Raw genomic sequence first — 17,955 nt, 5'->3', positions numbered from 1 at the left:
CCGACCCGTACGACCCCGCGCCGGCCACGGTGGCCGGCGCGGGGTCGTGTGCGTCGGGGCTCAGCCCGTGTAGCTGCGCGCCTTCGACCGGCGCTGGGCCGGTTCCAGCAGGCGCAGCCGCGACTCGACCTCCTCCGGAAGCACCCTGCGCTCCCGCAGCACCCACGGCAGGGCGGCCGTCGCCTCGGCGAAGGCGCGCAGGGACGCGGTGTCGCGCGGGACCGTGCGGGCGAGGTGCAGGGTGCGGCGCAGGGCGGGGCGGGCCGGGCGACGCAGCCAGGTGAACCACAGGGTGTTGCGGATGCCGTGCGTCCGGCGCAGCGTGGAGTCCCTGGCCACGGACGGCTGGTGATGCACCGTCAGATGATCGGCGTACATCAGCCACCAGCCGTCCGCCGCCAGGTCCGCGGCGAGCAGTTCCTCCTCACCGCCCAGCCACAGCCGGGGGTGGAAGCCGCCGGCGGCGCGGAAGGCGTCGGTGCGCAGCACGGTCGCGGCGGCCAGGAAGGAGCCGAGGGCCGGGCCGGGCAGCCAGCTCGGGCCGGGCACGGGCGAGTTGCGCAGTTCCTCGACGATCGGGTCCTCGGCGCCATCCGGTTCGACGACGATGCGGGCCGTGACGGAGCCGAGCGCGGGGTGCCGGTCGAGGAGGTCGGCGGCCCCGGACAGCGAGCCGGGCGCCCACCACGAGTCGTCGTCGCAGAAGGCGACGTACGGCGTACGGACCCGGCGGATCGCCAGGTTGCGGCCGACGGCGCCGAGGTTGCGGCCGGGACGGAGCAGGTGGACGCCCGGGTGGTGCCGGGCGACGGCGGGGGCCGTACCGTCCGTGCAGCCGTTGTCGACGACGATCACCGCCGGCTGTTCCGGCAGTTCGGCGAGGCGGTCGAGGGTGCGCAGCAGTTCGGGACGCCGGTTGTGGGTGATGACGACCACGGTGGTGCGGGCGTCGGTCATGAGGCTCCCTCCAGGAGGCGGGCGGCCCGCTCGACGGGCGGGGGCAGTGGCCTGCGGTCGCGCAGTGCGGCGGGCAGCCGGGGCAGCGTTTCGCGCAGGGCGCGCCGGGCGTGGGGGTCATGGCGGGCCTCGGCGGCCAGGTCGCGGGTGCGGGCGAGCGCGTACGGCAGGGGGCGGCGCAGCCAGGCGGTGAGGAGTTCGTTGCGGCGGACGACGGCCGGGCGGTCGGTGCGGGGCGTGGGGTCGGGGTCGTGGTGGGCGACCACGTCGGGGTGGTGGGTGACGCCCCAGCCTCGGGCGGCCAGGTCGTAGGCGAGGAGGGTCTCCTCGGCGCCGAAGAACAGCAGCTGGTGGAAGCCGCCCGCGTCGAGGTAGGCGCTGCGGCGGACGACGGAGGCGCAGGCGAGGAAGCCGAGGACCTGGGTGCCCGGCAGGTCGGCGGCCGGGCCGAGGGGGGAGTCGGCGAGGACGTCGTTGAGGGGGTCGGGGTCCGCGGACGGGCCGACGAGGGTGCGGGCGGAGAGCAGACCGAGCCTCGGATGGTCGTCGAACAGGCGGGCCGCCCGGCCGAGGGCGCCGGGGGCCCACCAGGAGTCGTCGTCGCTGAACGCCACGTACGGCGTGCGGAGGGCGCGGACGCCGTGGGTGCGGGCGAGGGCGCCGCGGTTGCAGGGCAGCGAGACCACGCGTACCTGCGGAAACGCACGGGCGAGCAGGGCGCGGGTGTCGTCGGTGGAGGCGTTGTCGACGACGAGGATCTCGGGCCGTTCCGGGAGGGCTAGCAGGTGCCGGAGGGTGACGGCGAGACGGGCGGAGCGGTTGCGGGTGGCGATGACGACGCCGACGGGTGGGTGGTGCATGGGGGCGGCGGGTGGGTGGTCCGGGACGGCCGACAGGCCCTCGCTCATGGTTTCCTCGGCAGGCGGTCGATCTCGGGCAGCTCCTTCAGGGCGTCCAGTACGTCGTCCGGGGTGATGCGGAGCAGCGCGGGGTCGGGGCGGCGGGCGTGCGGGTCGCCGTCCGGGCCCGGGTACCACAGGGCGCGGTGCCGGGGGTGCGCGGGCGGGCCCCAACGACTCGGCGGCACCGGGCCGAAGAGGGTGACGGAGCAGGTGGCGTGGGCGACCGCCAGGTGGGCGATGCCGGTGTCGCCGCTGATCACGGCGCGGGCGTCGGCGACCAGGGCGGAGAAGCGGTCGTAGGGCAGGCCGCCGCCGAAGACGTCCGTGTCCGGCAGGTCGGCCTCCTTGGCGAGCCGAGCCACCAGGTCACCCTCGTCCGCTCCCCCGGTGACCACGACCCGGTGGCCGCTCTCGTGCAGGGCCCGGGCGACGGCCGCGTACCGCTCGACGGGCCAGCAGCGGGAGGGCGCACCGGCGCCGGGGTGCAGGACCACCGCCCCGGGGGCGGGTGAGGGTACGGGCGGACGAGGCAGGTGCAGGTCGGTGGGGTCGGCGTCGACGCCGTACGCCTGGAGCAGCCGGCACCAGCGGTCCCTCTCGTGCTCCTCCGCGTACCAGGGCGGGCCGTCCACCTCGGGCGTCTGAGGGTGCGCGAAGGCGAACAGCCGCAGCGGCCGCAGCTCCATCAGCAGTCGGTGGCTGGGCGGACCGTTGCCGTGCAGGTCGACCGCGAGGTCGGGGGGCGGACCACTCCAGTCGAGGGTGCGGGGTACGGCCCTGCCGGGGGCACAGGCCGGCAGCAGCCGGTCCACGGCCCCGCTCGCCGCGGCGACGGGGGCCAGCTCGGCGGGTGCGGCCAGCACGAGTTCGTGGTCGGGGAACGCCCGGCGCAGGGCGCGGAGCGCGGGGATTCCGGCGAGCAGGTCGCCGAGGCCGAGGGCCCGCAGGACGAGCAGGCGGGGGCGGGGGCTCTCCGGGGCCTGCGGGGCCCGCGTGCGGGGCAGGAACGCCGGACGGGACCCGGCGTCGGCAGCGGCCTGCGGCGCGCCGCTCGCCGGGGCACCCGTCGCGGTGAGGGCCGCCGAGGGGACCTGTCCGCCGCCCGTGCCGGGCACGCCTGTCATCGCACCCCCTCGGCCGCCCGTGCCATCAGTGCCGTCGACGAGCGGCCGTCCAGGTACGGCAGCAGGACCGCCTGGCCGCCCCACTCCTGGAGGAGTTCCGCCTCCGGGAGGTCGGCGCCCGCGTAGTCGCCGCCCTTGACCCAGACGTCGGGGCGCAGGTCGGCGAGGAGGCGTTCGGGGGTGTCCTCGTCGAAGACGGCGACGGCGTCGACGCAGGCGAGGGCGCGCAGGACGCGGACGCGGTCGGCGAGCGGGTTGACCGGGCGGCCGTCGCCCTTGCGGCGCCGTACCGACGCGTCGGAGTTGACGCAGACGACGAGGCAGTCGCCGAGGCGGCGGGCGGCCTGGAGGAGGCCGACGTGACCGGCGTGCAGCAGGTCGAAGCAGCCGCCCGCGGCGACGACGGTGCCGTGCGCGGCGCGGACGCGGGCGGCCAGGGCGTACGGGTCGTCCGTGTCGGGCGGCGGTGCCGTGGGCCGGGAGTCGGCGCGGGGCAGGGCTCCGGCTCCGCCGGCGGCGACGAACGCGGTCGCGGCGCCCACGGCCCCTTCGACGGCCTCCCCGACCAGCGTGCCGTCCGCGAGCAGCCCGGCCGCCGTCGCGGCGAACCGGTCCCCGGCTCCGCAGGAGTCGCCGCGGTGGGAGGCGGGCGCGGGGACGAGCAGCGGGTGCTCCCCATAGGAGAGGAGGGCGCCGCGGGCGCCGAGGGTCACGGCGACCGCCGCCGCCCGCCACTGCCGTACGAGGGCGGCGGCGTCGTGCGCGGCGGCGCGCAGGCCCTGCGACGGCCCGTCCTCCCTCGCGGCGAAGCCGTGGGCCTCCTTCTCGGCGGGCGTGACCAGCCGGGTGCCCGGCACGGGCGGGCCTCCGCGCGGATGCGGATCCCAGACCAGGGGCGGGCGTTCGGCGAGGACGTCCCGGAGGACGGCCGCGGCGCCGCGGCCGTAGTCGGAGACCAGCACGGCGGGCGCGTCGCGGATCGCCGCGCGGGCCTCGGCGGTGGCCTCCCGGGCGCGGCCGCCGCCGCGGTCCAGGCGGACGACGGGGCTGTCCTGCGCCAGGACACGGGTCTTCTCCGGCAGCGCGCCGGTCAGCGGAAGCGGGATCAACGTCAGCCAGGGTTCGAGCAGGCGGCGCAGCTCGCGGCTCGCGGGGTCGTCGCCCACCCCGGCGACCAGCGTCACGTCGCGGCCGTCGCGGGCCGCGAGGTACGCGGTGAGCGCCGCGCCGCCGGGCCGGACGCGTTCGGCGCACTCGGAGACGACCGGCACGGGCGCGTCGGGCGCGAGCCGGTCGGCGCTGCCGGTCAGGTCGCGGTCCAGCAGCGCGTCGCCGATCACGAGCAGCGGCGTCTTCTCAGCCATGCGAGCGGTCACCTCCGTACCCGTCCACCCGCCGCTCCAGTGCCGCGTCGAAGGCCGCGCACACCATGTGCACCGCCACCAGGTGCAGTTCCTGGACGGTCGCCGCGGTGGGCGCCTCCACGCAGAGGGACTCGTCGCTGCCCGCCATGAGCGGGTTGGGGGCCGGTCCGGTCAGCGCCCACACGCGTACGCCGGCCGCGCGGGCGGCGTCGGCGGCGGACAGCAGGTTGGCGCTGGCGCCGCTGGTGGACAGCAGCATCAGCACGTCACCGGGGCGGCCGTGGGCACGGACCTGTCGGGCGAACAGCTCGTCCACGCCGTAGTCGTTGGCGATGGCGGTGGTGCTGGAGGTGTCGGCGTGCAGGGCGATCGCGGAGAACGGCGGCCGGTCGGTGCGGTACCGGCCGACGAGTTCGGCGGTCAGGTGCTGGGCCTGGGCCGCGCTGCCGCCGTTGCCCGCGGCCAGCAGCCGGCCGCCGCCGCAGAGCACGGCCGCGAGCTGCTCGCCCCAGCGTTCGGTGACGTGGGCCGAGGCGCGGAACGCGCCGAGGGCGTCCTGGAGTTCGTCGCAGTGTCCGACGACGGGCGGGTGCACGGTCATCACGCCACCTCCTTGCGCTGTTCGTGCCGGGCGAGGACCAGGCGGTACACCTCTTCCGCGCCGTCCGCGACGCGCCGCCAGGTGTAGAGGTTCAGGACGCGCTCGCGGCCGGCCCTGCCGTAGCGGCTGCGCATCCGGTCGTGGGTGAGGAGTTCGTGCGCGGCGTCCGCGATCGCCGCGGGGTCCTGCGGCGTCACGAGCCGGCCGGTGGTGCCCTCGGCGACGGTGTCGCGGTGGCCGCCGACGTCGGTGGCGACGACGGGCACGCCGCACGCCATCGCCTCCAGCGGCACGATGCCGAACGGCTCGTAGACCGGGGTGCACAGCACGAGGTCCGAGCTGCGGATGAGCGCGGGCATGTCGCCCGGATCGACCGCGCCGAGCAGCCGCACCCGGTCGGCGACGCCGGTGCGCTCCGCGAGCCGCGTCAGGCGCTGTGCCTCGGGGTCGGCGGCCACCTGGTCGGCCGACGGACCGCCCGCGATGACGAGTTCGGTGTGGGGGATGTGGGCCAGCGCCTGGATGGCCTGGTCGTAGCCCTTGCGGCGGACCAGCCTGCCGCAGGCGAGCAGCCGGTGCCGCTGCCGTCGTGCGGGCGTCCCATCGGTGTCCACCCCGGGGTGGAAGTGCGCGGCGTCGACGCCGCACGGCACCACGGACACCTGCCGTGCGGGAACGCCCATGTCGGCCAGTTCGTGCACCTCGTCGGTGCAGGTCGCCAGTACGCGTTCACAGGTGCGGCCGATCTGCCGCTCGATGCCGATGCGTTCGTACGGGCTGGTGTCCCGCCGGCCCTGGTGGCGCCGCTTGACGGTGCCGAGGGCGTGGAACGTCTGCACGACCGGTATGCCGTACCGGCCGGCGCCGATCTGGGAGGCCATGCCGGACATCCAGAAGTGGGCGTGCACCACGTCGGGCCGCTCCCGGCTCCAGGCGCGCGCCAGGTGGGCGCCGAAGCCGGGCATGTACGGGAACAGCTCGTCCTTGGGGACCGCTTCCGCCGGTCCGGCCGGCACGTGCTCGACGACGGCGCCGCCCGGCAGCGGGACCCGGTCGGGCAGGCCGGCGTCGTCACGGCGGGTGTAGACCGTGACGTCGTGGCCGCGTTTCGCCAACTCCTCGGTGAGGCGGGCCACGTACACGTTCTGGCCGCCGGCGTCGACGCCGCCGAGCGCTGCGAGGGGGCTCGCGTGCTCGGACACCATGGCGATCCTCATCGGGTCACCTCCTTCAGCAGCCGCTCCCAGTCGTCCAGGAAGCGGGGCAGCCCGTAGCGGGCGAGGGCCGCCGCACGTGCCCCGTCGCCGATCATGCGCGCGCGCAGCGGATCGGCCAGGAAGTCCCGTACGGCGTCGGTCAGTACGTCGATCCGGTTGGAGACGACGCCGGCGCCGGCCGGCACCGCCTCGGTGACCTCGGTGGTGGCCAGGGCGACCACCGGCATGCCCAGGTGCATGGCCTCCAGCAGGGACAGGCCGAGGGAGGTCCAGCGGACGGGGTGGACGTACACACGCCGTCGGGCCATCTCCGCGTGCAGTTCGCTCTGCGCGAGGTCGTGGGAGCGCAGGCGGTCGCCGGGCACGCCGATGTGGTCGGCGAGGCCCTTGGTGCCCATGCCGAAGACGTCGAGCGGGGCGGTCCGGGCGAACTCGGGCAGCAGGTCGGTGCCGGTGGTACGGCCGCGCCGCACCGGCTCGTTGACGACCACCGCGGCCCGGTCCAGCTCGCCGGTCCACCGGTGCCCGGGGTCGACGATGCCGTGCTCGATGACGGTGGCCGGGGTGGAACCGGCGTCCCACATCAGACGGTTGAAGTGGGTGACGTGGACGAGGGTCGCGCCGGGGATGTCGGCGGCCGGGTGGCGGGTGTCGGGCACGTTGCCGTGCGGGGCGTTGTGCTCCAGGTACACCAGCGGCGGGCGGCGGCCCAGCCACTCGTCGACCAGGGGCAGTTCGTGCGGGCGCTGGAGGACGACGACGTCGATGTCCTCGTCCCGCAGCCGCTCCGGCGGCACCTCGACGACGGAGTCGGGCCAGTCCCACGTGCGGGCGCGGCCGAGGCCGTCGGGGCCGCGGTCGGGGGTGACCGGGACGATGTAGGTGTGCGGGCCCTGCACGAAGGCCGTGGTCCACGACCCGTGCACGTGCCAGATCAGGATCCTCATGCCTCCCCCAGGAGCTTCTCGACGGCGGTGACCACATCGGTGGCGGTCACGGTGTTCAGGCACGGATGGCCGGGGACGGGACAGGTCCGCGCCCTGCTGCCGGCGCACGGCGCGTCCTGGTCGCCGAGCAGGACGTACGGGACGCCGTACGGCCGCCAGCGCTCGGCGGGCACGACCGGCGCGAAGAGCGAGACGACCGGTGTGCCGACGGCCGCGGCGAGGTGGGCGGGGGCGGTGTTGCCGGTGACGACGGCGGCGGCGCCGGCGAGGACGCCGGCCAGTTCCCGGGCGCCGGTGCGGCCGCCGAGGTCGAGGCCGTGCGCGCCGGCGGCGTACGCGGTCAGGTCGCGCTCGTCCGGGCCGCCGGTGACCACGACCCGGTGCCCGGCTCCGGTCAGTTCGCGTACCGCCTCCGCGCTGTGTTCGGGGCTCCAGGCGCGGGCCGGGACGCTGGCGCCGGGGTGCAGCACGACGTACGGCTCGGGGCCGGTGAGGTCGCTGGTGGCGGGCGGCGGCAGCACGCGCAGCCGGCCGTCGTCCGGCCGGGGGAACCCGGCGGCCTCGGCGAGGTCGAGCGCGGCCTCCGCCTCGTGCGCGTGCGGGGCGCGGTGGTGCCGCAGGTCGAGCAGGGAACCCGGGTAGTCCTCGCTGTCCGCGGCGATGCGGCCGACGCCGGCCAGGCGCAGCAGCAGGGCGGTGGGCAGCGGGGACTGGTGGAAGGAGGTCAGGATCAGCGCGGTGTCGGCGTCGATGGCGTCGACGAGCCGGTCGGTCTCCTCACGGTCCACGTCGGGCGGCTCGAAGCCGACCCATGGGGCGTCCCAGACGAGGATGTCGTCCACGCCGGGCAACAGCCGCGCGGCGGGCGCCCCGCGTGGCCCGCACAGCAGGGTGACGTGGTCGGCCCGCGCCGCGACGGCACGCACGGCGGGCCCGGCGAGCAACACGTCGCCGAAGCTGTCGAGACGGGTGACCAGTGCTTTCACCGCGTCCTCCCACGGGTGTCGACGGCAGAGGCACGCCGGCTCGGATCACCGGCGGACGCCCGCTCAACGGTGTCGCCGGCAGCCTCACGCCCCCACGCCCCGGCCCCGGCCTCACGCCCACCGGGGCCTCCGGCGGCCTCACGTCCACCGGGGCCTCCGGCGGCCTCAGGCCCACCGGGCTCGACGGCAGACTCACGCCCCCACGGCACGGCACCGGACTCACGCCCACCAGGGCCGGCAGCGGACTCCCGCCCGCCGGGCTCGACGGCGGACTCACGCCCACCAGGATCCGCGGCAGACGCCCGCCCACCGGGCTCGACGGCAGACTCACGCCCGCCAGAATGCGCGGTGGACGGGTTCGGGCCCGTGTCGGAGGGCGGTTCGAAGGCGGACTCGATCGGGCGTTCGTCCGCCAGGACCCGTCCTTGTGGTGGCCCGTTGAGCACCGCGCGTACGGCGGTCAGGAGGTCCGGCGCCACATGGTCGGCGTTCGCCGTCTCCTCGGGCCGGGTCACGGGGGTGGGGACGAGGATGCCGTGGGCTCCGGCCCGGCGGGCGGCCTCGACGTCGGCGCCGATGTCGCCGATCACCACGCAGTCCTCGGGCGGCGTGCAGATCCGGCCCGCCGCCCACAGCACCAGCCCGGGCTGGGGCTTGCGGCAGTGGCAGCCGTCGTCGGGGCCGTGCGGGCAGACACCCCACACGTCGAACGGGCCGAGCAGATCGTCGATGCGCCGGTTGACCGCGCGGACGTCGGCGTCGGTGATCAGTCCGCGCGCGACGCCCGACTGGTTGGTGACGACTCCGGTGCGGATGCCGTGCGCGCGCAGCAGGCCGAGCGCCTCGCGGGCGCCCTCGACGGGCCGCACGCGCTCGGGGTCGCCGTTGTAGGGGACGTCCTCGACGAGGGTCCCGTCACGGTCGAACAGGACGGCCTTGACCGGGCTCATGCGGCCACCTCCCGCCATGCGCCGGCGCCCCGGTGCCGCCACAGTCCGATCAGCCGGTGCCAGGTCGCGGCGGGCGGTATGAGCACGCTGGTCACCAGCATGGTCGTGACCTCGTACCGGGTGCGCGGCCCGGGGGCGATGCGGGCCCAGGCGAACTCGCCGGTGCCGGCCGCCCAGCCGAGCCCGGCGGCCGCGGCCGCCCTGGGGTGACCGGTGGCCGCGAGGGTGGCCGCGGCGGCTCCGGCGGCCGTGATGGCGACGTGGCTGCGGATGCGGCCACGCGGCGCGACCGCCTTGTGCCACCAGTCGGGGCCGTGCAGGCGCCGCATGAGGGCGTCGTCGGCGTTGCCGCGCTGCTGCTTGAGGGACACCCAGCGGGAGGCGGGCCGCACGGGATGCCGGGTCGTGCGGCGGCCCCGCTGGATGCGCCAGCCGGCGTCGAGGAGGCGCAGCGCGATGTCGGCGTCCTCGCGGAAGGCCCGCTTGAAGCGTTCGTCGAAGCCGCCGACCTGCTTGACCGCGTCGGTGCGGTAGGCCATGTCGGCGGTGATCCAGCGCGCCTTGGCGAGGCCGGCCGTACCGCGTTCCCAGTCGGTGGGGCGGCGCTCGCCCGGCAGCGGGACGGCGATCACCCCCTGCACACCGGCGGTGTCGGGGGCCGCCTCGGCGAGGTCCTGGGCCAGCTGGTCGCACCAGTGGGGCCCGACCTGGACGTCGTCGTCGAGGAACGCGATCCACGGCGAGCCGACCGCGCGCATCCCGGTGTTGCGGGCGGCCGCGGGCCCCCGGCCGCCGCTGCGCAGCACGAGGGTGCTCTCCCGCAGGTCGCCCAGGACGCTCAACGGATGGTCCAGCTGCCCCGGGTCGGCGTCGGGGTCGGGCCGGTCGTCGACGAGGACGATCTCCTCGGGGCGCGGCCCGGTCGCGGCGGCCAGCGCGGCGAGGCAGTCGGCCAGCGTGTCGCGGGCCAGGGTGGGGATCACGACGGCGTACGCGGTCATCCGAACGCCCTCCCCCGGCGGACCGCGTACGGCCCGATCGCCAGCAGGTCCACCGGTGCGGAGCCGAAGCACTCCAGCGCGTCGCGCGGGTCGTCGACCATGGGCCGCCCGGCGGTGTTGAGGCTGGTGTTGACCACGACCGGCAGCCCGGTGCGCCGTTCGAAGGCGTGCAGCATGCGGGCGACGAGCGGTTCCCGGCGCTCCTCGACGGTCTGGATGCGGGCGGTGCCGTCGACGTGCACGACGGCCGGGATGCGCTCGCGCCACTCCTCGGCCACGTCGTGCACGAAGAGCATGTACGGGCTGGGCAGCGGGCCGCCGGAGAACAGCTCGGCGGCGCGGTCGGCAAGGACCATCGGCGCGACCGGCCGGAACTCCTCGCGTCCCTTGACGTGGTTGAGCCGTTCCAGGTTCTCCGCCCGGCCCGGGTGGGCGAGCAGGGAGCGGTGCCCGAGGGCGCGCGGCCCGTACTCGCTGCGGCCCTGGAACCAGGCGACGACCCCGTCCCGGGCGAGTTCCTCGGCGACGGTCTCCGCGATGTCGTCGGGCTTCTCGTACGGGATCGCGGCGGTGTCGAGCCAGTCCCGCAGTTCCTCGTCGCTCCAGCCGCGGCCGAGGTCGGCACCGGGCATGGGCTGCGGGCTCTCCTCCTGCCCGGCCAGGTACAGGGCCCCGCCGAGGGCGGTTCCGGCGTCTCCGGCGGCGGGCTGCACCCAGACGTGCCGGTAGGGGCCGCTCGCGGCGATCCTGGAGTTGGCGACGCAGTTGAGGGCGACGCCGCCCGCCATGGTGAGCGCCTCGCCGCCGGCCTCGCCGTGCAGCCAGTGCACGAGGTCGAGCAGGACCTCCTCCAGCACGGTCTGCGTGCTGGCGGCCAGGTCGGCGTGCTCCTGCGTCCACGGTTCGCCCTTGGCTCGGGGCGGGGCGAGGGCGGCCCAGTCGACGCCGTGGGCACGGAAGCCGCCGTCGCCGGTGGAGTGGACGTACTGGCGCAGCTGGGGCAGGAAGCGGGGCTTGCCGTAGGAGGCGAGGGCCATCACCTTGTACTCGTCGCTGCTGCGCAGGAAGCCGAGGTGCTCGGTGAGCTCCTCGTAGACCAGGCCGAGCGAGTCGGGCAGGGCCTGCGCGGCGAGGGTGTCGAGCTTGCCGTCGCGGAAGCGTCCGGCCAGGTGCGAGGCGGCCTCGCCGCGGCCGTCGAGGACCAGCACGGCGCTGTCGGGGTGCGGCGAGGCGGGTCCCGCGGAGGCGGCGTGCGCCACGTGGTGGGGGACGAAGACGACCTGGTCGGGATCGAGCCCGGGCAGCGCCTCGGCCAGGAACTCCGGGGCGCGGCGGGCGTAGTCCAGGCGCAGCGGGTCCCAGGGGTCGTTCAGGCCCATCTCCTGGGCGGGCCGGGCGAGCGTCGGGTCGAAGGAGTAGGTGACGGCATCGAGCTCCTGAGGCCGTAGCCCTGCGTGCTCCAAGCACCAGCGGGCGGATTGTTCGGGCAGCTCCCACGCGGAGAAGGGCACCGGACGCTTGCCGTGCTTGCGGCGGCTGAAACGCTCCTCCTCGGCGGCCGCAACGGTCCTGCCGTCGACGACGAGGGCGGCGGCCGGGTCGTGGAACAGGGCGTTGATACCAAGGATGCGCATGGGTGGTGCTCCGTCCCGAGCGGCTGGTGGGTCTCTCCGGGCTGGTGGGGCTGCCTGGGCCTATGGGGTCGTCTCGGCTGGCCGGGTGCCGCGGCGCAGCTGTCTCAAACACTTGGAGACAGCTCAATGCCGGAAAAACACTGACTTCTCACCCTCTGTTACTGATAGCCCCAGTTGTGTCGTGGGACAGGGCCGTCACCGAGCGGCCCACGGGCGAGGCCGCATGACGCGGCGCGAGGGTCGCCGTCAGGCCGCCACGGCGTGCGCGAACCAGCCCACGGTCCGCTCAAGGCCCTCGTTCCAGCCGACGCGCGGCTGCCAGCCGAGCCGCTCCCGGGCCAGGGTGGTGTCGGGCCGGCGCCGGGCGGGGTCGTCGGCGGGGCGGTCGACGAACCGGATGCGGGAGGCGGAGCCGGTGAGCTCGACGATGCGCCGGGCCAGCTCCAGCATGGTGATCTCCTCGCCGCCGCCGATGTTCATCGGCCCTGTCTCGGCGGACGCGGCCAGCGCGAGGATGCCGTCGACCGTGTCGTCGACGTAGCACAAGGACCGGGTCTGGCTGCCGTCGCCGGCGACCGTGAGGGGCATGCCGTCCAGGGCCTGTGCGATGAAGGTGGGGACGGCACGGCCGTCGCCGGTGCGCATACGGGGGCCGTAGGTGTTGAAGATGCGGACGATGGCGGTGTCGGTGCCGTGCACCTGGCGGTGGGCGGTGACCAGGGCCTCGGCGAACCGCTTGGACTCGTCGTAGACGCTGCGCGGGCCGACCGGGTTGACGTTGCCCCAGTAGGTCTCGCGCTGCGGATGCTCCAGCGGGTCGCCGTACACCTCGGAGGTGGAGGCGAGGACGAAGCGGGCGCCGTCGGCGCGGGCGCGCTCCAGGGCGTTGCGGGTGCCGCTGCTGCCGACGTCGAGGGTCTCCAGCGGCAGCCGGAGGTAGTCGGCGGGGGAGGCCGGGCAGGCGAAGTGCAGGACCAGGTCGAACCGGCCGGGCAGGCCACGCAGGGCGGCCGGATCGGTGGCGTCGGCCCGCTCGAAGCGGAAACCGCGCCGCTGTTCCAGGTCGGTCACGTTGGTCCGGGAGCCCGTGGCCAGGTTGTCGAGGCACACGACGTCGGTGCCGGCGTCGAGCAGCCGCCCGCACAGGTGGGATCCCACGAATCCGGCTCCGCCGGTCACCAGGGCCCGGCGCCAGGGGTGTCCGCTCACGGGGCTCTCCTCACTCTTGCCTTCACTTGCGTGTCCGCGCGAGTAACCCGGTGACGGCCCGACGTACCTCGAATCTGCGTTCGACGATCAACTATACACTGCGTATATACACGCTATGTATAGTCCTCGCATGCCTTCTCTGACCAGGAAGATGAAAAGAACGGGGACCGGGTTGCGTGCCGCCGCCCTCCTCACGGCGGCCGTCTCCCTCACGCTGGCGCTGACCGGCTGTTCGAAGCACGACACGACCGCCCCCAGTGCCGCCCGCGCCGCGGCCGGCGCACGGGCCCGCTTCGGCACCGTCGACTGCCGCCGGGCCAAGTGCATCGCGCTCACCTTCGACGCGGGACCCAGCGAGAACTCCGCCCGGCTGCTCGACATCCTCCGGGACAAGCAGGTCCCGGCGACCTTCTTCCTGCTCGGGAAGCGGCACATCGAGAAATACCCCGAGCTTGTCAGGCGCATGGCGGACGAGGGTCACGAGGTCGCCAGCCACACCTGGGACCACAGGATCCTGACGCGGATCGAGCCCGAGGAGATACGCGAGGAGCTGGAGCGCCCGAACCGGGAGATAGAGCGCCTGACCGGCCGGCGCCCGACCCTCATGCGCCCGCCCCAGGGCCGTACGAACGACACGGTGCACGAGATCTGCCGCGAGCTCGGTCTCGCCGAGATCCTGTGGAGCGTGACAGCGAAGGACTACACGACCACCGACTCGGCGCTGATCACCCGCCGCGTCCTCGACCAGGCCTCCCGGGACGGCATCATCCTGCTGCACGACATCTACGACGGGACCGTGCCCGCCGTGCCCGGGATCATCGACGCGCTCAAGGAGCGGGGGTACGTGTTCGTGACGGTGCCGCAGCTGCTGGCGCCCGGGAGGGCGGAGCCGGGGAAGGTGTACCGGCCCTGACGCGCCATCCCTGGGCCGAACGGGTGACCCGTGGACGAGCCCTCCGCTGAGCAGGACGGATTCCCTAAGATCGCTCCGTGGTCGTCTTCCATCTCGAACGCACGGCACCGCTCCCCCTCGACGAGGCATGGCGCCGGCTCACGGAGTGGCCGCGGCACGGCGGCGCGGTCCCGCTGACCCGGGTCACCGTGGTCACACCCCCGCCGACCGGCCGGGGCACGGTCTTCGTGGCCCGCTCCGGCGTCGGTGCGTTCGCCTTCGACGACAGGATGGAGGTGACGGTCTGGCAGCCGCCGTCGGACGACGGGACGCCCGGCCTGTGCCGCCTGGAGAAGCGGGGCCGGGTGGTCCGGGGCTGGGCCGAGGTGGAGGTGCGGCCGGGGCCGGGCGGCCGTTCCCGGGTGCTCTGGCGCGAGGAACTGCGGGTCCGGCTGCTGCCGGCCCTGTTCGACGGCCCCCTGGAGCGGACGGCGCGGTACGTGTTCGGGCGGGCGGTGAACCGGCTGCTGAGAACCCCCTGATCCCGCGCACGCCCCTCGGCTCAGGCCACCGAACCGATCCGCCGCGCCGGCGGGCCCGTCACGTCGTGGTGGATCGGCGTGTGCGCACCGGTCAGGGAAACCCCGCTCCCGCCACGCCGGTTCGCGACGATCTCCGCGGCGATCGACAGGGCCGTCTCCTCCGGCGTACGGGCGCCCAGGTCGAGGCCGATGGGTGACCTGAGCCGCGCCAGCTCCAGATCGGTGACGCCGGCTTCGCGCAGCCTCTCGTTGCGGTCCAGATGGGTCCGGCGGGAACCCATGGCCCCGACGTACGCCACCGGCAACCGAAGCGCGAGCTTCAGCAGCGGTACGTCGAACTTGGCGTCGTGGGTGAGAACGCACAGCACCGTGCGGGCGTCGACCTCGGTGCGCTCCAGGTACCGGTGCGGCCACTCGACGACGATCTCGTCGGCCTCCGGGAAGCGTGTCCGCGTCGCGAACACCGGGCGCGCGTCGCACACCGTCACGTGGTAGCCGAGGAACCTGCCGATACGGACCAGTGCCGACGCGAAGTCGATCGCACCGAAGACGATCATCCGGGGCGGGGGCACGGACGACTCGACCAGGACAGTGAGCGGCGCTCCGCAGCGCGAGCCCTGCTCTCCGATCTCCAGGGTGCCGGTGCGGCCGGCGTCCAGGAAGGCGCCGGCCTCGGCGGCCACCGTGCGGTCCAGCTCGCGATGGGCGCCGAAACCTCCGTCGTACGAGCCGTCGGATCGGACCAGCAGCGCCCGGCCCGTCAGCTCCGGCGGCCCGGACACGACACGCGCCACGGCCGTGGCCTCCCCCCGCACCGCGGCGGCCAGCGCGGCCGAGAGCACCGGGCGGGCCGGGTCGGCGTGCCGTACCGGCGTGACGAGGATGTCGATGACGCCGCCGCAGGTCAGGCCGACGGCGAAGGCGTCCTCGTCGCTGTACCCGAAGCGCTCCAGCACCGTCTCCCCGTCGGCCAGCGCCTGCCGGCACAGCTCGTACACGGCACCCTCCACACACCCGCCGGAGACCGAGCCGATCGCCGTGCCGTCGGCGTCCACCGCGAGCGCGGCCCCGGGCTGACGGGGGGCGCTGCCGCCGACCGCGACCACGGTGGCCAGGGCGAAGTCGCGTCCCTGCTCGACCCACCGGTGCAGCTCTGCGGCGATGTCCAGCATCTGTCGGTCTCCTTACCAGCGGTTGTACGGAGGGGCTCGAAAACAGCCACTGCCCCTGGCTTCCGGAGGCTCACGTACCCGTGAGGTGCTCCGGCCGCACCGGTGTCCTGTTCAGCTCCCGTCCCGTCGCGTCGCGGATCGCCGCGAGCACGGCCGGGGTCGACGACAGGGTCGGCGCCTCGCCCACGCCCCGCAGCCCGTACGGAGCGTGGTCGTCGGCGAGTTCGAGGACGTCGACCGGGATGCTCGGCGTGTCGAGGATGGTGGGGATCAGGTAGTCCGTGAAGGAGGGGTTGCGCACCTTCGCCGTCCGGGGGTCGACGACGATCTCCTCCATGACCGCCATACCCAGCCCCTGGGTGGTACCGCCCTGGATCTGGCCGACGACGGACAGCGGGTTGAGCGCCTTGCCGACGTCCTGCGCGCAGGCCAGCTCGATCACCTTGACCAGCCCCAGCTCGGTGTCGACCTCGACGACGGCCCGGTGCGCGGCGAAGCTGTACTGCACATGACCGTTGCCCTGGCCGGTGCGCAGGTCGAAGGGCTCGGTCGGCCGGTGCCGCCACTCCTCCTCGGCCTCCACGGCCTCGTCGCCGAGGACGTCCACCAGATCGGCGAGCACCTCACCGCCGTCGGTCACCACCTTGCCGCCCTCCAGCAGCAACCCGTCGGTGGCCCAGGCGGGGTGGTTCGGGCCGAACCTGCGTCGCCCGATCTCCAGCACCTTCTCGCGGACGAGCTCGCAGGCGTTCTTCACGGCACCACCGGTGACATACGTCTGCCGGGACGCGGAGGTCGACCCCGCCGACCCCACCCGCGTGTCCGCCGGGTGGATCGTCACCTGCGCGACGCCCAGCTCGGTGCGGGCGATCTGCGCGTGGACGGTGACGCCGCCCTGGCCGACCTCCGCCATCGCCGTGTGCACGGTGGCGACCGGCTCACCACCGACGACCTCCAGGCGCACGCGCGCGGTCGAGTAGTCGTCGAAGCCCTCGGAGAAGCCGACGTTCTTGATGCCGACCGCGTAGCCGACACCCCGTACGACGCCTTCGCCGTGCGTGGTGTTGGACAGGCCGCCGGGCAGCTGCCGTAGGTCCGCGCCCTCGGAGCTCTCCCACTGCCGCTCCGGCGGCATCGGCATCGCCTTGACACGGCGCAGGAGTTCGGCGACCGGCGCCGGGGAGTCGACCGGCTGCCCGGTCGGCATCAGGGTCCCCTGCTCCATGGCGTTGAGCTGCCGGAACTCCACCGGATCCATGCCCAGCCGCCGCGCCACCTTGTCCATCTGCGCCTCGTACGCGAAGCACGCCTGGACCGCGCCGAAGCCGCGCATGGCGCCGCAGGGCGGGTTGTTGGTGTAGAGCGCGACGGCCTCGATCTCGACGTCGTCGACCTGGTACGGCCCGACACCGAGCGAGGCGGCGTTGCCGACGACCGCCGGGGAGGAGGACGCGTACGCGCCGCCGTCGAGGACGATCCGGCACTTGACGTGGGTCAGCCTGCCGTCCTTCGTGGCCCCGTGCTCGTAGGACAGCTTGGCCGGGTGGCGGTGGACGTGCCCGAAGAAGGACTCGAACCGGTTGTAGACGATCTTCACGGGTTTCCCCGTCCGCAGCGCCAGCAGGCAGGCGTGGATCTGCATCGACAGGTCCTCGCGGCCGCCGAAGGCTCCGCCCACGCCCGCCAGGGTCATCCGGACCTTGTCCTCGGGCAGGCCCAGGACGGGTGCGATCTGACGGAGGTCGGCGTGCAGCCACTGGGTGGCGACGTAGAGGTGGACGCCGCCGTCCTCGTCCGGCACGGCGAGCCCGGACTCGGGGCCGAGGAAGGCCTGGTCCTGCATGCCGAAGGTGTACTCGCCCTTGACGATGACATCGGCCTTCTTGGCGGCCTGGGCCACGTCACCGCGGACGATCGGCTGTCGGTGGACGATGTTCGGGTGCGGGACGTGGGCGCTGTGGTGGTCGGTGCGGTCCTCATGCACCAGGAGGGCGTCGGGCGCCAGGGCTGAGGCCTCGTCCGTGATGACGGGCAGCTCCCGGTACTCGACCTTGATCCTGGCGGCGGCGCGGCGCGCGGTCTCCGGGTGGTCGGCGGCGACGATCGCGACGGGCTCGCCGTGGTGGCGGACCTTGCCGTGGGCGAGGACCGGGGTGTCCTGGATCTCCAGACCGTAGTTCCTCACCTCGGTCGGCAGGTCGTCGTACGTCATGACGGCGTACACACCCGGCGTCGCCAGCGCCTCGCTCGTGTCGATCGACACGATCTCGGCGTGCGCGACGGTCGACCGCAGGGTCTGCCCCCACAGCATGTCCTCGTGCCACATGTCGGACGAGTACGCGAACTCACCGGTGACCTTGAGGGTGCCGTCCGGACGGAGCGTGGACTCGCCGATGCCGCCCCTGGTCGGGGACCCCTGGGTGACCTTCTTGGGTGCGCCGATGGCCGATGGCATGC

The 17,955-nt window shown here is 74.6% G+C and carries 15 protein-coding genes and 1 pseudogene; 2 read left to right on the top strand and 14 right to left on the bottom strand.

Features of this window, described 5'->3' with window-relative positions; genetic code table 11:
* Nucleotides 1-60 precede the first annotated feature (60 nt).
* The 12 genes and pseudogenes from NW895_RS37530 to NW895_RS37475 form a co-directional block, all read right to left on the bottom strand.
* On the bottom strand, nt 61-957 hold the full coding sequence (locus NW895_RS37530; RefSeq protein ID WP_289941440.1) for a glycosyltransferase: 897 nt from the start codon (nt 955-957) through the stop codon (nt 61-63).
* Nucleotides 954-1,817 carry a glycosyltransferase gene (locus NW895_RS37525; RefSeq protein ID WP_289941517.1) on the bottom strand — a complete coding sequence of 288 codons (864 nt, stop codon included), beginning with the start codon at nt 1,815-1,817 and terminating at the stop codon, nt 954-956. Before NW895_RS37525 ends, NW895_RS37530 begins: the two co-directional genes overlap by 4 nt.
* A 44-nt stretch (nt 1,818-1,861) precedes the next feature.
* Nucleotides 1,862-2,983, bottom strand: a complete 1,122-nt coding sequence (locus tag NW895_RS37520) for a glycosyltransferase family 9 protein (RefSeq protein WP_289941439.1) — start codon at nt 2,981-2,983, stop codon at nt 1,862-1,864.
* A complete protein-coding gene (gene rfaE2 / locus NW895_RS37515; RefSeq protein ID WP_289941437.1) occupies nt 2,980-4,347 on the bottom strand; it encodes a D-glycero-beta-D-manno-heptose 1-phosphate adenylyltransferase in 1,368 nt (455 codons plus the stop codon). The genes NW895_RS37520 and rfaE2 overlap by 4 nt, the downstream gene beginning before the upstream one ends.
* Nucleotides 4,340-4,948, bottom strand: coding sequence for an SIS domain-containing protein (locus tag NW895_RS37510; protein WP_289941436.1), 609 nt, complete (start codon nt 4,946-4,948; stop codon nt 4,340-4,342). Before NW895_RS37510 ends, rfaE2 begins: the two co-directional genes overlap by 8 nt.
* On the bottom strand, nt 4,948-6,165 hold the full coding sequence (locus NW895_RS37505) for a glycosyltransferase (protein WP_289941435.1): 1,218 nt from the start codon (nt 6,163-6,165) through the stop codon (nt 4,948-4,950). Before NW895_RS37505 ends, NW895_RS37510 begins: the two co-directional genes overlap by 1 nt.
* Nucleotides 6,162-7,112 carry a glycosyltransferase gene (locus NW895_RS37500; protein ID WP_289941433.1) on the bottom strand — a complete coding sequence of 317 codons (951 nt, stop codon included), beginning with the start codon at nt 7,110-7,112 and terminating at the stop codon, nt 6,162-6,164. The genes NW895_RS37505 and NW895_RS37500 overlap by 4 nt, the downstream gene beginning before the upstream one ends.
* Nucleotides 7,109-8,098, bottom strand: coding sequence for a glycosyltransferase family 9 protein (locus NW895_RS37495; RefSeq protein ID WP_289941430.1), 990 nt, complete (start codon nt 8,096-8,098; stop codon nt 7,109-7,111). Before NW895_RS37495 ends, NW895_RS37500 begins: the two co-directional genes overlap by 4 nt.
* 383 nt (nt 8,099-8,481) lie before the next feature.
* A pseudogene (locus NW895_RS37490) lies at nt 8,482-9,048 on the bottom strand (HAD family hydrolase); the annotation flags it as partial.
* Nucleotides 9,045-10,049, bottom strand: coding sequence for a glycosyltransferase (locus NW895_RS37485; RefSeq protein ID WP_289941428.1), 1,005 nt, complete (start codon nt 10,047-10,049; stop codon nt 9,045-9,047). The gene NW895_RS37485 and the pseudogene NW895_RS37490, both read right to left, overlap by 4 nt.
* The gene (locus NW895_RS37480; RefSeq protein WP_289941427.1) at nt 10,046-11,683 is read right to left on the bottom strand and encodes a carbamoyltransferase C-terminal domain-containing protein; all 1,638 of its coding nucleotides are present in this window, start codon (nt 11,681-11,683) and stop codon (nt 10,046-10,048) included. The genes NW895_RS37485 and NW895_RS37480 overlap by 4 nt, the downstream gene beginning before the upstream one ends.
* Nucleotides 11,684-11,929: 246 nt before the next feature.
* Nucleotides 11,930-12,892: an NAD-dependent epimerase/dehydratase family protein gene (locus tag NW895_RS37475; RefSeq protein WP_289941425.1), complete on the bottom strand. Its 963-nt coding sequence runs from the start codon at nt 12,890-12,892 to the stop codon at nt 11,930-11,932.
* Nucleotides 12,893-13,043: 151 nt separating this feature from the next.
* Between NW895_RS37475 and NW895_RS37470 the strand changes: the two genes are divergently transcribed.
* Together NW895_RS37470 and NW895_RS37465 are read left to right on the top strand one after the other, a co-directional pair.
* The gene (locus NW895_RS37470; RefSeq protein ID WP_289941516.1) at nt 13,044-13,805 is read left to right on the top strand and encodes a polysaccharide deacetylase family protein; all 762 of its coding nucleotides are present in this window, start codon (nt 13,044-13,046) and stop codon (nt 13,803-13,805) included.
* Nucleotides 13,806-13,882: 77 nt separating this feature from the next.
* Nucleotides 13,883-14,326, top strand: a complete 444-nt coding sequence (locus NW895_RS37465; RefSeq protein WP_289941424.1) for an SRPBCC family protein — start codon at nt 13,883-13,885, stop codon at nt 14,324-14,326.
* Nucleotides 14,327-14,346: 20 nt separating this feature from the next.
* Here the strand turns inward: NW895_RS37465 and NW895_RS37460 are convergent, their stop codons facing one another.
* Nucleotides 14,347-15,498, bottom strand: coding sequence for an XdhC/CoxI family protein (locus NW895_RS37460; protein ID WP_289941423.1), 1,152 nt, complete (start codon nt 15,496-15,498; stop codon nt 14,347-14,349).
* A 70-nt stretch (nt 15,499-15,568) separates the two neighbouring features.
* The gene (locus NW895_RS37455; protein WP_289941422.1) at nt 15,569-17,953 is read right to left on the bottom strand and encodes a molybdopterin cofactor-binding domain-containing protein; all 2,385 of its coding nucleotides are present in this window, start codon (nt 17,951-17,953) and stop codon (nt 15,569-15,571) included.
* Nucleotides 17,954-17,955 lie beyond the last annotated feature (2 nt).

This window comes from Streptomyces sp. S.PNR 29 (assembly GCF_030386795.1).
GTDB lineage: Bacteria > Actinomycetota > Actinomycetes > Streptomycetales > Streptomycetaceae > Streptomyces.
This window is presented reverse-complemented; position numbering and strand designations above follow the sequence as displayed.